Origin of the sequence: Arthrobacter sp. UM1 (assembly GCF_020483305.1) — a bacterium.
GTDB lineage: Bacteria > Actinomycetota > Actinomycetes > Actinomycetales > Micrococcaceae > Falsarthrobacter.
The window spans coordinates 693,662-708,030 of record NZ_JACWAB010000001.1 but is presented as its reverse complement, the minus strand read 5'-3'; the positions used below and the strand labels follow the sequence as shown (position 1 = coordinate 708,030).

The following is a 14,369-nucleotide window of genomic DNA, read 5'->3' as shown; positions in this document are numbered from 1 at the left end:
AAGGTGGAGGCATGGACGCTCTGCACCTGCTCTGGATCGGTCCCCGCGGCCGGATCCAGGGTCTCGCCGCCCGGACTGCCGCCGCGGCCCGCGCGGCCTTCGCGCCGCTCGGCCGCTGCCTCGCGGCCGTCTTCGAGGCGCTCGTCCCGGCGCCGTGCCTGCTCTGCGCAGGAGCGGACGGTCCGCTCTGCCCCGAGTGCCGCGAGCGGAAGGCCGAGGAGCTGCGCCCACTCGGACGGCGAGCGGAGCACGGCGCCGGCTCTCTTCCCCTCGCGGAGGACGGGGAGCCTGTGCGGGCCTGGGCCGGAGGGGAGTACTCGCATGAGCGAGCCGCTCTCATGCTCACCTTCAAATCGCGCGGGGTCACATCCCTTGCCCACGACATGGGCGGGTTCCTGTCCGCCGCGCTCGGGGCGGCGGGAGCGGGGCCGGGAGACGTCCTCGTCCCGGTCCCGGGAACCCTCCGAGCGGCCGTCAAGCGGGGCTATGACCCGCTCGACCTCCTTCTGGACCGAGCCGCTCAGGCGTTCCCCGGCGTCGCCATTGCCCCCGCGGTACGGCGCCGCAGACGCTGGCAGACAGTGCTGACGGGACAGCGCGGCGCGGGGATGGCGGGGCGGCATGCCTCCGGGCAGAAAGGGCTGGGGGCCCGGGCCCGGGCCGTCCGCCTGAGGAGCGCCTTCGAGACGGATCCGCGCTGGGCAGGAGCCGTCGCGGGAGCCGAGCGCATCCTCGTGGCAGACGACGTGCTCACCACCGGCGCCACGGCCGCCGCGGTCTGCCGGGCCCTCGCGGAGGCCTCGCATGCCCCGTGCGAGGTGGTGACGGCGCTGGCGGCCCGGGGGAGCGGGGCGCCGGACGGGAAGGAAGAGCACGAGGCGGCAACGCCGTCAGGCTCGGGTGATCCCCGTCAAGACGCGTGTCCGGGCGGGATGCGTGTCCGAGAAGGCCTGCGCCGATCCGGGTGAACGGGCTGCGAAGACCTGGTGAATTCCCAGGCCGGGAGGCATAGAGTTGAGTATGGGCTTCGTCACAGAGGCTCATCGGCGGAAGGCCGATCAGCCGGTCTCCTGCCGCAGCACGTTCAGAGCTGGAGGGCACCATGGAATTCCAGATTTCCGGTCGCAACGTCACCGTCTCGGACCGCTTCCGCGACTACGTGAACGAGAAGACGGAGAAGATCGAGAAGCTCGCCGACAAGCCTCAGAAGATCGAGGCGAAGGTGACGCAGGAAGGCCACTCGAAGACGTCTGAGGGCACCATGACGGTCGAGCTCACCGTCGTCGGACGCGGTCCGGTCATCCGGAGCGAGGCCAAGGCCGGAGACAAGTTCGCCGCCTTCGACGCGGCGTACGGGAAGCTTCTGGAGCGCCTGCGCCGGGCGCACGACCGGAGGAAGGTGCACCACGGCCGCCACACGCCGGCCGCGGTCCACGACAAGACGGCGGCTCTGACGCCGGTGGACTCGGGCCGCCCGCTCGCGGAGCAGGTTGCCCAGACGGAACGGCAGGAGCCGGCCGAGGGATCGGCCCCGGTTCTCATCCGGCGCAAGGTGTTCCCCGCCACCCCCATGAGCGTCGACGACGCCGTGGACGCGATGGAGCTCGTGGGGCACGACTTCTACGTGTTCCGGGATGCCGAGTCCGGCCAGAACGCCGTCGTCTACCGCAGGGCGGGCATGACCTACGGCATGCTGTGCCTCGAGGAGTCCCAGTCCGGCGGCAGCACAAGCCAGACGCTCGAGTACCGGGCCAGCTGAGCCCCGGAACCGAGGGAGGGGGACGGCCCGGGCCGTCCCCCTCCTGCCGTCAGAATCCTCCCGCTCCAGCAAGGAGAGCCCCCGTGAGCCCCACCCTCCCCGCCGCCTCCGGGACGCCGGTGCTCTCCCTCGACGAGGCCCGCCGGACCATGCTGGCCGCCCAGAGGTTCTCCTCGAGGCCCCCAGCGAGCGAGTCCGCCGCCCGCCGGAGGATCCGTCCCGTCCTGGAGGCTCTCGGCGTGCTCCAGATCGACTCGGTCACGGCGGTCGCCCGATTGCACTACCTTCCGCTCTTCTCCCGGCTCGGCCCCTACGACACGCGTGCGCTCGACCGTCTCCACGAACGGGCCCCTCGGCCGTTCCTCGAGTACTGGGCCCATGAGGCCTCGATCGTGCCTCGAGAGCTCTACGGGCCGCTGCGCGCTGTGCAGAGCAGAGCCTGGGCCTCGGTCAGCGATGCGCCCGAGGAGCAGGAGGAGCTCGTGCCCCTCATCCTCGACGTCCTCGCCCGCTCCCGGACCCCGATGACCAGCAGGCAGATCGCCGCGGCGCTCGACGTCGAGGCACGCCGGGACCGGGGCCACTGGGGCTGGAACTGGGCGCCGCTCAAGCACGCCCTCGGCGGGCTCTTCGAGCAGGGGGAGGTGCTCGCAGCCCGCAGGAACGCCCAGTTCGAGCGGGAGTACGCGCCGGCGGGCCGACTCCTCGAGAGCGTCGACGTCCCGCCGCGCCCGGACGCGGTGCGGATTCTGGCGGGGCGGGCGCTGAGGGCGCTCGGAGTCGCCAGCGCCTCGAGCGTCGCCGACTACTTCCGCATCCCCGTGGCCGAGACCAAGACGGCGCTCGAGCGGATGGCGGCCGAGGGCGAAGCCGAGCGAGTGCGGGTCGAGGGCCTGCGGCAGGACTGGTACCGATCTCCCGGAGCGGGACTTCTGAGAGGGAGCGGGCCGGACGCGCTGCTCAGCCCTTTCGACTCGCTCGTCTTCGACAGGAGGCGGCTGCGCGACCTGTGGGGCATGCACTACCGGCTCGAGTTCTACGTTCCGCCGGAGCGCCGGCGATTCGGCTACTACGTCATGCCGTTCCTCGAGGGGACCGAGTTCACAGCGAGACTGGACGTCCGCCTCGATCGGGCCGCCGGGACCCTGCGCGTGGAGGCCGCTCACGCGGAGCCGTCGTCGTCGCCCGAGACCGAGGAGAGGGCGCTCGCGGCGAGCGAACGGCTCGCCGCCTGGCTCGGCGCGGAGAGGGTCAGGTGGCCGGACGGCGGCATGCAGACCGCAGAGCCTCCGGCAGCTTGGAGCCGGGACACGTAGACTGGACAAGCTGTGCCCGAGTGCGCCGCGCCCCGGACGGGGAGCGCACGCGGCGCGCGCGGACCACCACCGTCATCAGGGAGCAACTCATCGTGGCATCGATCTTTGAACGCGTACTGCGAGTCGGCGACGGCCGGACCCTCAAGAGGCTGAGGAGCTACGTCGACGCGATCAACTCCGTCGAGCCCACCTTCGAGGCCATGACGGACGAGGAGCTGCGCGCGTGCACGGACGACTACCGCAAGCGCTTCCAGGACGGCGAGTCGCTCGACGAGCTCCTCATCGAGGCCTTCGCCACGGTCCGCGAGGCGGCCAAGCGCACGCTCGGACACCGCCACTTCGACGTCCAGCTCATGGGCGGCGCCGCCCTGCACCTCGGCAACATCGCGGAGATGAAGACCGGTGAGGGCAAGACCCTGGTGGCCACGGCGCCCGCGTACCTCAACGCGATCGCGGGCAAGGGCGTCCACGTGGTGACCACGAACGACTACCTCGCGGAGTACCAGTCGGAGCTCATGGGACGCGTGTACCGCTTCCTCGGCGTGACGAGCGGCTGCATCCTCGCCCACATGAGCCCGGACGAGCGCCGCGCGGAGTACGAGAAGGACATCACCTACGGCACGAACAACGAGTTCGGCTTCGACTACCTCCGCGACAACATGGCCTGGTCCTTCGAGGACATGGTCCAGCGCGGCCACAGCTTCGCGATCGTCGACGAGGTGGACTCCATCCTCATCGACGAGGCCCGCACCCCGCTCATCATCTCGGGCCCGGCCACGGGCAACGTGAACCGCTGGTACCAGGAGTTCGCCCGCATCGCGACGACCCTGAAGTCCGGCACCGACTACGAGTGGGACGAGAAGAAGCGCACGGTCTCCGTGCTCGAGCCGGGCATCGACAAGGTGGAGGACCGGCTCGGCATCGAGAACCTCTACGAGACCAACAACACCCCGCTCATCGGCTACCTCAACAACGCGATCAAGGCCAAGGAGCTCTTCCACCGGGACAAGGACTACGTGGTCTCGGACGGCGAGGTGAAGATCGTCGACGAGCACACGGGCCGGATCCTCTCCGGGCGCCGCTACAACGAGGGCGTGCACCAGGCCATCGAGGCCAAGGAGGGCGTGGAGATCCAGGCGGAGAACCAGACGCTCGCCACCGTCACCCTCCAGAACTACTTCCGCATGTACGAGAAGCTCTCCGGCATGACCGGCACCGCGGAGACGGAGGCCGGCGAGTTCATGAACACGTACAAGCTCGGCGTCGTCGCGATCGAGACGAACAAGCCGCTCATCCGCCAGGACAAGAACGACCTCATCTACAAGAATCAGAAGGCCAAGTTCCTCGCCGTCGTCGAGGACATCGCGGAGCGGCACGAGAAGGGCCAGCCGGTCCTCGTGGGCACCACGAGCGTCGAGAAGTCGGAGGCGCTCTCCACGCTCCTGGCCAAGCGCGGCATCCGGCACGAGGTGCTCAACGCGAAGAACCACGCCCGCGAGGCCGCGATCGTGGCGCAGGCGGGCCGGAAGGGCGCCGTCACGGTGGCCACGAACATGGCGGGCCGAGGCACGGACATCATGCTGGGCGGCAACGCCGAGTTCAACGCGGTCGCAGACATGGAGGCCCGCGGGCTGGACCCCGAGCGGGACTCCGAGGCCTACGAAGCCGCGTGGCCGGGAGTGCTCGAGGCGGCCGAGGCGGCCGTGAAGTCCGAGCGGGAGGAGGTCCGCGAGGCAGGCGGCCTCTACGTCCTCGGCACCGAGCGCCACGAGTCCCGCCGCATCGACAACCAGCTGCGCGGCCGCTCGGGCCGTCAGGGAGACCCGGGCGAGTCCCGCTTCTACCTCTCGATGTCGGACGACCTCATGCGCCTCTTCAACGCCGGCGCCGCGGAGCGCCTCATGTCCTCGGACAGCTTCCCGGACGACCAGGCGATCGAGAACAAGTTCGTCTCCCGCGCCATCGAGACCGCGCAGCGCTCGGTCGAGAGCCGCAATGCCGAGCAGCGCAAGAACGTCCTCAAGTACGACGACGTCCTCAACCGCCAGCGCGAGTCCATCTACGCGGACCGCCGGCGCGTGCTCGAGGGCAACGACCTCGAGGACAAGATGCAGGAGTTCCTCGAGGACTCCATCTCGACGATGGTGGCCGACGCCACCGTGGACGGCGCCGCGGAGAACTGGGATCTGGAGGCGCTGTGGAAGGACCTCCGCGAGGTCTATCCCGTGAGCATCACGGTGGCGGACCTCGAGACGGAGGCGGGCAGCCGCCGCCGCCTCACGCGGGAGATGATCCAGCGCGAGGTCCTCTCGGACGCGAAGATCGCCTACAAGGAGCGCGAGGAGCGCATCGGCTCGGAGCAGATGCGCGAGCTCGAGCGCCGGGCCGTTCTCACCGTGCTCGGGAGCAAGTGGCAGGAGCACCTCTATGAGATGGACTATCTCAAGGAGGGTATCGGCCTGCGGGCCATGGCTCAGCGCGATCCGCTCGTCGAGTACCAGCGCGAGGGCTACGAGCTCTTCCAGCGGATGGCGGAGTCCATCCGCGAGGAGAGCATCGGGCTCATCTTCAGCGTGGAGGTCGAGGAGCAGGCCCGGCCGACCCCGACCAGCCTCCCCGGCGTCGAGGACGCCCGCGGCGTGCTCTCGCCCGAGGCTCTGCGGAAGGCGGGCATCAAGGACCCGGAGCAGACGGAGCACGTGGAGCTCATCAGCTCCAACGAGTCGGGCGAGGTCACCGCGGTGAGCGAGGACATCGAGCACCACGCCGGCGGCTCCAGCGCGGCCTCGCAGAAGGCTGCAGAGCCCGACGCCGCACGCCAGGAGCGGCGTCAGCCCCGCCGCGGCAAGGGACGCGAGCGGCGCGGCGGCAAGCGCTGACAACCCCTCGCCGAGGGTGACGGCCTCGGCTCAGCCGAGCTCGAGCGCCGTCACCGTCCACTGGCCCCTCCGCCTCTCGAGCCGGAGCGCGCAGGCGCGGGCTCCGAGGTCGGAGTGGCACACGATGCACGCTTCCGCGATCCAGGGCGAGACCCAGCAGATGCGGGCCGCCCCGAGGCGGGCCGGCCGGAAGCCGAGCCCGGAGCGGACGGTCATCGCCCCCATCGCCGCGCGGAGCAGGGCCGCCCGGGCCCCGATCTTCGCGATGACGGACGGGGACGCGATGTGCTCGAGCTGTCGAACGGGGCGGGCCCCGGCGAGCACCTCGAGCACGCCGGCCACGGCCGCGCGTGCGAAGGGCCCGGCCTGGACGAGCGGCCGGTCCTCGAGCGCCTCGGTGTCGGCCGGCGCTGCGGTCCAGGTCTCGGAATCGCTCACGGCGCCTTCTCCTTTCTGGTCATGACGGCTGCGCTGCCGTCAGGGTCTCGGGGCGGGAATCACGATGCGCGTCTCCGCGGGGAGTCGGTCCGGGCGGTCTCCCACGGCCCAGCGGTTCTGCTCCCACATCGCCTCCCACAGCTCTGCGGTCTCCGCGGGGAGGGGCCTGCCCTCAGCGCGCAGCACGCGCTCGGCGAGGTCCCACAGGGATTCGCCCTCGGCGGCGAGCGCGATCTTCGGGTTCCGGGACGGGGTGTCTCCGGGGCGCCTGCTCTTCAGCCCTGAGCGCGCGAGCGCAGCGCCTCCGACTGCCCGGCCCAGGGACGTCAGCGCGGCAGCCGTCGGGGCGCCGCGTCGGACGGCGCAGACGGCGCCGAGAGCACAGACGCAGGCGGCGGCCGAGGAGCCCAGGCCCCCTGCGGGTCCTCGCTCCGAGAGTCCGGGAGCGGCCAGCGCCCAGAAGGCCGCCGCGAGTCCCCATGCCAGCCCGGCCGCACGCCGGACGACGGCGAGCAGCTGCGTGTCTGCGGCCATGGCGGACCTCCTCGTGCCGGGGGAGCGGCCCGTCAGCTGCTCCGTCGATTGTCGGAAACGATATCAATACGATCGTGAGTTCCACTGCTTTGCCCATCAGAAATGACGATCTATGACATTTTTCAATTCCTAGATTGATATTTCTGCTTCCTATCTGTGCGTCGAGCCTGCCGGCGGTGCGAGGCCTCGGGCACCGGAGGGCGGAGCCCCTGTGGTCAGACCATGGAAGCCTTCTGGGCGGCGCGCGGCGTTTCCATGCCGAGTGCTCTGACACGGGCGGACGCGAGGAGGAAAACGGAGTAGGCTCGGATGCGTGCGCCAGCAACGAGGCTGTCGCTCTACAGGTGAATGAATCAGCCGGAGGCATGTTGATGCAGGACGTACGTCCAGAGCCGCTCGTCGGACGGGATGAGGCAGAAAACCAGTTTTTGCAGCATTACTTTGAGCACCTCTCCGAGGAGGACAGGCGGGCTCACGGGGACGAGTCCCTCATCGCGCGCGCTCGGCAGCATCGCGAGCTCGCCTCGCAGCGCGCCGAAGGCGAGATCCTCCTCGACGTCGACACCACGACGCCGCACGCCACGATCTTCGCCGTCGCCGACGACATGCCGTTCCTCGTCGACTCGGTGGTCGCCGAGGCCGCCCGCTTCGGGGGCGGCATCGAGATGATCTCCCACCCGATCTTCCTGGCCGAGCGCACGGAGGACGGCCGGCTCGTCAGCCTCTCCACGACCTCCTCCTACGTCGGCATGGCCACGGGAGACACCTCCGTCCTGCCCGTCATCGAAGCGCCGGAGTCCGGCAACCGCAAGCAGCTCGAGTCCTGGGCCTCCCTCGTGCTCACGGTTCCCGTGGAAGCGGACGCTCGGGAGCAGCTCCTCGAGGGCATCCGCCGGGTGCTCGGCGACGTGGCGAGCGCGCACCGAGACCAGGACCGCATGCGCGAGCTGGCCCAGGACACCGTCCGGGCCGCGATGGAGATGGCCGCCGAGCCCGGGCCGCACCAGGAGTCGGCCCGTGACGCGCGGGATCTGTTCGAGTGGATGCTGGACGGCAACTTCGTGTTCCTCGGCTACCGCGAGTACGACCTCCCGCAGGACGGCTCGAAGCAGCTCGTCAATGTGCCCGGCACCGGCGCCGGCATCATGAGCCGTCATGACGACTCTCCCGTGGGACGGGCCCTCTCCGACCGCGCCTACGAGCTCGCGACGAATGACAACGTGCTCACCGTGACCAAGGCGAACCGCCGCTCCACGGTGCACCGTCCCGCGTACCTGGACTACGTCAGCCTCAAGACCTACGGCGTGGACGGCGCCCTCATGCGCGAGCGCCGCTTCATCGGCCTCTTCGCCCAGCGCGCCTACGCTGCGCCGGTCTCCACCATCCCGGTCCTGCGCTCCAAGGAGGACTACCTCCACCAGCACTTCGGGTTCGCCTCGAACTCGCACTCCGGCGCGAATCTCCGCGCCATCCTCCAGTCCTACCCCCGGGACGAGCTCTTCCAGATCGACAAGGACGAGCTCGTCGAGTTCGTCAAGGGGATCCTCCAGCTCGAGGAGCGCCGGCGCACCCGCCTCTTCGTCCGCCGGGACGCGTTCGGCCGCTTCGCCTCCGCCCTCGTCTTCCTCCCGCGCGACCGCTTCTCCACGAGCGTCCGCCTGCGGATCCAGAAGGTGCTCCAGGAGGAGTTCAAGTCGAGCGACGTCACCTATGACGTCTCCATGTCGGAGTCGGTCCTGACCCGCATGTTCTTCCGCCTCCGCCTCACCGCGGACTCGCCGCAGCAGGTGGACCCGGCGGACCTGGAGCGCAAGGTCGTCATCGCCGCGCGCTCGTGGGCGGAGGGCTTCGCCGACGTCGCGGGCCGCAGCCAGGCCCTCGAGCTCGTGGACGAATGGCGGGAGGCCTTCCCGCCGTCCTACCGCGTGGCCTTCCAAGTCGAAGACGCCATCGAGGACGCCGCGGTCCTCGAGTCCCTCCCCGCCGAGGGCACGAGCACCCGCCTGAAGCTCGCGGACAACGGAGACGGCACGCATTCGCTGCGCTTCTTCGTGAACCGCTCGCTCGCGCTCTCCGACATCCTCCCGGTGCTCCAGCAGTTCGGGCTCGTCGTGGAGGAGGAGCGCCCCTATGAGGTCAACACCCTGGCGGGCCGCACGTTCCACATCTACAACTTCCGCGTCGTCATGCCGGCGGACTTCGTCTCCGAGGGGGCGGGAACGCGGCTCGAAGAGGCGATCGCCGGACAGTACAGCGGGATGGCAGAGTCGGACGCCTTCGACCGGCTCGTCCTCGCCCAGGGCCTCGACTGGCGCATGGTCTCGGTCTTCCGCGCCTACGCGAAGTACCTGCGCCAGTGCGGCGTGAGCCACTCCTACACGTTCATGTCTTCGACCCTCGCGGACTACCCCGAGCTGACGGCGGCCCTCGCGGCCCGCTTCGACGCCCGCTTCAGCCCGGAGCACGACGACGCCCACCGCGACCGCCTTGTGGGGGCGGCGTCGGCCGAGTTCGAGGAGAAGCTGGACAGCGTGTCCACGCTCGACGCGGACCGTCTGCTCCGGATGTTCGGCGATCTCATCGACGCGACCGACCGGACGAACTTCTACCTGGGCCTGCCCCGCCTCAGCTTCAAGCTGCGGACGCGGGACCTGGAGTTCGCTCCTCAGCCGCGGCCGCTCCACGAGATCTGGGTCTACTCGCCGCGCGTCGAGGGCGTGCACCTGCGCTTCGGCGACATCGCCCGCGGCGGCCTGCGCTGGTCCGACCGCAAGGAGGACTTCCGCACGGAGATCCTCGGCCTCGTCAAGGCCCAGGCCGTGAAGAACGCGGTCATCGTGCCGGACGGAGCGAAGGGCGGCTTCTTCGCCAAGCAGCTCCCCGATCCCGCCGCCGACCGCGGCGCCTGGATGGACGAGGGCAAGGAGGCGTACCGGACCTTCATCCGCGGCCTCCTCGACCTCACGGACAACCGCGGCCAGGGCGAGCGCGCGGGCGAGGTCATCGCACCCGAGGGCGTCGTCCGGCATGACGCGGACGACCCGTACCTCGTCGTCGCCGCGGACAAGGGCACGGCCTCCTTCTCCGACATCGCGAACTCGATCTCGGCGGAGTACGGATTCTGGCTCGGCGACGCGTTCGCGTCGGGCGGCTCCGTGGGCTACGACCACAAGGCCATGGGCATCACGGCCCGCGGCGCGTGGGAGTCCGTCAAGCGCCATTTCGCGGAGCTCGGCGTGGACTGCCAGGCGGAGGAGTTCACCGCCGTCGGCATCGGCGACATGTCCGGAGACGTCTTCGGCAACGGCCTCCTGCGCAGCCGCACGACGAAGCTCGTGGCGGCGTTCGACCACCGGGACATCTTCCTGGATCCGAACCCGGATCCCGAGGCCTCCTTCGCGGAGCGCCAGCGGCTCTTCGAGCTGCCGCGCTCGAGCTGGGCGGACTACGACTCCTCGCTCATCAGCGCCGGCGGCGGCGTGTTCTCCCGCGCCTCGAAGTCCATCAGCGTCTCCGAGGAGGCCGCTGAGGTGCTCGGCATCGAGGGCGGCGCCCAGAAGATGGCCCCGACGGCGCTCATGAGCGCCATCCTCAAGGCCCCGGTGGACCTCGTCTACAACGGCGGCATCGGAACGTACTTCAAGGCCTCGACGGAGTCGAACTCGTCCGTGGGAGACCGCGCGAACGACAGCCTCCGCGTGGACGGCCGCGACGTGCGGGCCCGCATCATCGGCGAGGGCGGCAACCTCGGCCTCACCCAGGCGGGCCGCGTCGAGGCCGCGCTCGAGGGCGTGCTCGTCAACACGGACGCCATCGACAACTCGGCGGGCGTGGACTGCTCGGACCACGAGGTCAACATCAAGATCCTCGTGGACGAGCTCGTGGCGCACGGCAAGCTCGCCCAGGACGAGCGGGCGGACTTCCTCCACTCCATGACGGACGAGGTGGGCCAGCTCGTGCTCGCGACGAACGTGGCGCAGAACATCCTGCTCCAGGCGGACCGGGCCCGCTCGCTCGAGTGGGGGCCGAGCTTCGAGCGCCACATGACGTGGCTCGAGGAGCACGCCGACCTCAGCCGGGACCTCGAGGGCCTGCCCGCCACGGGCGAGCTGCAGCGCCGCATGGAGGGCGGAACGGGCCTCACCGCCCCGGAGCTCGCCGTGCTCGCGGCCTACTCGAAGATGTCGATCGCCCGCCAGCTCGCGAGCACCGACTTCGCCGAGGACCCGTACTTCGAGCGCGTCCTCCGGGACTACTTCCCGGCGCAGATCCGGGACCGGTTCGAGGAGGACCTCCAGCGCCACCCGCTGCGGAACCAGATCATCTCCACGCTCGTGGCGAACCGGATGGTCAACATCGGCGGCGTGACCTTCGCGTACCGCGTCCTCGAGGAGACGACGCTCAACCTCGAGACGATCGCCCGCGCGTTCGTCGTCGCCTGCGAGATCTACGACGTGGACTCGTACATGGAGGAGTTCTCCGCACTGCCCGCGCACTTCGACGTCACCATGTGGAACGAGCTCTTCGGCGACCTGCGGCGGCTGCTGGACCGCGCCGTGCGCTGGCTGCTCTCCAACGCGCCGCGGGGCACGTCCATCACCGAGGACATCAGCCTGTACAAGCCGGTCATCGAGCCGATGCGGGCCCGGATGTCCAAGGTCGTCGTCGGCGAGGACCGCGAGCGCTTCGAGGAGTCCTTCCAGAGGGCGCGAGCGGCCGACGTCCCGGAGGAGCTCGCGCGGACGTGGGCGTCCCAGTTCGAGACGTTCGCGCTGCTCGACGTCGCGCGGATCGCGACGGCGACGGGCCAGCCCGCCGAGCGCGTCGCCTCGATGTACTTCGCCGTCTACGACCGCTTCGAGATCGACAGCATGCTGACCCGCATCACCGAGCTTCCGCGCCAGGACCGCTGGCAGACGCTGGCCCGGGCTGCGCTGCGCGACGACCTCTACGCAGTGGTCGCCGAGCTGACGCAGACGGTTCTGCGGTTTGGGGAGGACTCGGAGGCGGAGGCCTCGGCGCCCGTCGGCGAGCTGCTGCAGCGCTGGGAGGACGAGCACCGCGAGTCGCTCAGCCGCGCCGTCAGCACGATCGAGCAGCTGCACGGCCGCTCCGACATGGCCTCCATGTCGGTGGCGCTGCGCATGATGCGCTCGATCGTCCGGTACTAGCCGGGCGCGGCGGGAAGGCGGACGCGTGGGATTCCTGAGCTCGGAGACCGGCCAGTCGCAGGGGCTGCTCGAGGGCGACCTCGAATGGCTGCACCTGCTCGTGGGGGACTGGCAGATCGTCTCGGACCTCGCGTTCGCCGACCTGGCCCTCTGGCTGCCGGACGAGGCGGGGGAGTTCCGAGCCCGCGCCCACGTCCGGCCCTCGACGGCGCACACGAAGTTCCCCATCGACTTCGTGGGCGATCTGCCCAGCGTCTCGGAGGACCCGCTCATCCGGCGGGCCTACGCCGAGGGGGAGACCCAGCGCGGTGAGGGGATTGCCGCCGTGCCGATGCGGCGCCGGGACAGATCGGTCGCCGTCGTGACCCTGCACCGCTCGGCGAGCCTCGGCGGGACGGGCGAGCTCGAGCACGCCTACCATGACGCGGCGGACGAGCTCCTCGAGATGGGCCGGCTCGGGCTGTGGCCGGAGTCGTCCACGCCCACCGGCTCCCGCCGCGGCGCTCCGCGCGTGGGCGACGGCTTCATGCGGCTCGCCGTGGACGGCACGGTGGTCTACGCGAGCCCCAACGCGGTCTCCGCCTTCCGCCGTCTCGGCATCGTCAGCCCGCTCGTGGGGCGGAGCCTCACGGCCCTCACCTCCGATCTCGAGCTCACCACGCGCCTGGCGGACGAGTCTCTGCCGCTCGTGCTGCGCGGCAGGATGCCGTGGCGGAGCGAGATCGAGGCCCAGCGGACCACGCTCACGCTGCGCTCGATCCCGCTCCGAGCCCGGGACGGCCGCACCGGCGCCATCCTGCTCTGCCGTGACGTCTCGGAGCTGAGGCGGCGGGAGAAGGAGCTCGTCTCCAAGGACGCGACCATCCGCGAGATCCACCACCGCGTCAAGAACAACCTCCAGACGGTGTCGGCGCTGCTGCGGATGCAGTCGCGGCGCATGCAGTCGGACGAGGCGAGGGAGGGGCTCTCCCAGGCCATGCGGCGTGTGGAGACGATCGCGCGCGTCCACGAGGCCCTGTCTCACGGGCTCTCCCAGTCCGTGGACTTCGACGAGCTCATCGAGCGGCAGCTCCGCCTCGCCGCCGAGATCGCGTCCAACGACCAGCGGATCGAGACCGTCTTCGAGGGTCGCTTCGGATACATCCCCTCCGACTCCGCGACTCCCTTGGCGCTCGTGGTCAACGAGCTCGTCTCCAATGCGGTGGAGCACGGCTTCGCCGGGCGGAAGAACGGGCAGGTGACGCTGACGGCGCGGCGCACTCCGCGCGGTCCAGACGCGCCGGAGGGAACCCCGGACCGTCTCACGGTCACCGTGGCCGACGACGGCGCCGGCTACGCCGCCGCGGCGGGACAGTCCGCCAAAGGCTCGGGCCTCGGAACGCAGATCGTCAAGACCCTGGTCCGCAGCGAGCTCGGAGGCTCGATCGAGTGGAAGAGAAGGCCTGCAGGCGGAACCGCGGTCACGCTGGAGATGACGGTGGAGAAGGCGCGGTAGCGAGCGCCTCGCAGCCGGTTCCCGCCGTGCGCGGAACGCAGACCGGGGCGCAGACCGGGACTGGGCTTTGTGGACACAGCGAAGCCGGGCCCGTCTGCCTGAGAGGCAGAGGGACCCGGCTGAAGAAGAGCGGTTGCCTGAGGCGGTCCGGTCAGGAGGCGCGGCGGGCGCGAGCGGCTCGGCGCTTGAGCGCACGGCGCTCGTCCTCCGAGAGACCGCCCCAGACGCCCGAGTCCTGGCCGGACTCGAGGGCCCACTGGAGGCAGGTGTCCATGACAGTGCAGGTGCGGCACACCGCTTTGGCCTCTTCGATCTGGAGAAGGGCAGGGCCGGTGTTGCCGACCGGGAAGAACAGCTCGGGGTCCTTGTCGAGGCACGCGGCCTTAGAACGCCAATCCATGTGCGTGAACACGCTCCTATGCGAGAAAGGTCAGGGGGAGACGAGGCGTTTCACCGCGGCCCGCGCTGCCCTCCGCTGCGGGGGAGTGCGCGCCTGGTGGGGCAGGGGCTCTCTGGTGGGGCAGGGGCTCTGTGGTGCTCGGTGCGGGGTCCGGCCTCGTTGTTCCGCATTCAAGGTTTCCACGTGAACGGAAAGCAAACAAGGGCAACCGTCCGCTGAATGCGGCCCGGCGGGTGTCATCTTGGTCACACACTGGCCAAACACTCAGCCTATGGTCTGGCGGAGGTGCGGGTCAAACCGGTTTCGCGCGCTGGGCTTCCGGCGGGATGACGCCGGTGGCTTCGGGAGGCTCTGCCGCAGCCCGCCCTTGGGCCGGT

9 protein-coding genes are annotated in these 14,369 nt (G+C 70.3%); 6 read left to right on the top strand and 3 right to left on the bottom strand.

Going from position 1 to position 14,369, the window contains the following annotated elements:
- Positions 1–11: 11 nt before the first annotated feature.
- The 4 genes from H9I38_RS03170 to secA all read left to right on the top strand — a co-directional run bounded on the left by H9I38_RS03170 (position 12) and on the right by secA (position 5,954).
- Complete coding sequence (locus tag H9I38_RS03170; RefSeq protein ID WP_226337228.1) at positions 12–968, top strand: ComF family protein; 957 nt, start codon at positions 12–14, stop codon at positions 966–968.
- 134 nt (positions 969–1,102) lie between these two features.
- A complete protein-coding gene (gene hpf, locus H9I38_RS03165; RefSeq protein WP_226337227.1) occupies positions 1,103–1,759 on the top strand; it encodes a ribosome hibernation-promoting factor, HPF/YfiA family in 657 nt (218 codons plus the stop codon).
- An 83-nt stretch (positions 1,760–1,842) separates the two neighbouring features.
- On the top strand, positions 1,843–3,075 hold the full coding sequence (locus H9I38_RS03160) for a winged helix-turn-helix domain-containing protein (RefSeq protein ID WP_226337226.1): 1,233 nt from the start codon (positions 1,843–1,845) through the stop codon (positions 3,073–3,075).
- A gap of 92 nt (positions 3,076–3,167) precedes the next feature.
- The gene (secA, locus tag H9I38_RS03155) at positions 3,168–5,954 is read left to right on the top strand and encodes a preprotein translocase subunit SecA (protein WP_226337219.1); all 2,787 of its coding nucleotides are present in this window, start codon (positions 3,168–3,170) and stop codon (positions 5,952–5,954) included.
- A gap of 30 nt (positions 5,955–5,984) precedes the next feature.
- Here secA and H9I38_RS03150 read toward each other — a convergent pair whose 3' ends face one another.
- Both H9I38_RS03150 and H9I38_RS03145 read right to left on the bottom strand, forming a co-directional pair.
- Positions 5,985–6,392 carry an Rv3235 family protein gene (locus tag H9I38_RS03150; protein ID WP_226337217.1) on the bottom strand — a complete coding sequence of 136 codons (408 nt, stop codon included), beginning with the start codon at positions 6,390–6,392 and terminating at the stop codon, positions 5,985–5,987.
- A 39-nt stretch (positions 6,393–6,431) separates the two neighbouring features.
- The gene (locus H9I38_RS03145; protein ID WP_226337215.1) at positions 6,432–6,926 is read right to left on the bottom strand and encodes a hypothetical protein; all 495 of its coding nucleotides are present in this window, start codon (positions 6,924–6,926) and stop codon (positions 6,432–6,434) included.
- A gap of 428 nt (positions 6,927–7,354) precedes the next feature.
- Here H9I38_RS03145 and H9I38_RS03140 point away from each other — a divergent pair, with 428 nt between their 5' ends.
- Both H9I38_RS03140 and H9I38_RS03135 read left to right on the top strand, forming a co-directional pair.
- Complete coding sequence (locus H9I38_RS03140; protein ID WP_226337213.1) at positions 7,355–12,097, top strand: NAD-glutamate dehydrogenase; 4,743 nt, start codon at positions 7,355–7,357, stop codon at positions 12,095–12,097.
- Between the two features lie 25 nt (positions 12,098–12,122).
- Complete coding sequence (locus H9I38_RS03135) at positions 12,123–13,592, top strand: sensor histidine kinase (protein WP_226337211.1); 1,470 nt, start codon at positions 12,123–12,125, stop codon at positions 13,590–13,592.
- 151 nt (positions 13,593–13,743) lie between these two features.
- Here the strand turns inward: H9I38_RS03135 and H9I38_RS03130 are convergent, their stop codons facing one another.
- Complete coding sequence (locus H9I38_RS03130) at positions 13,744–13,992, bottom strand: WhiB family transcriptional regulator (protein WP_226337209.1); 249 nt, start codon at positions 13,990–13,992, stop codon at positions 13,744–13,746.
- Between the last annotated feature and the right edge of the window lie 377 nt (positions 13,993–14,369).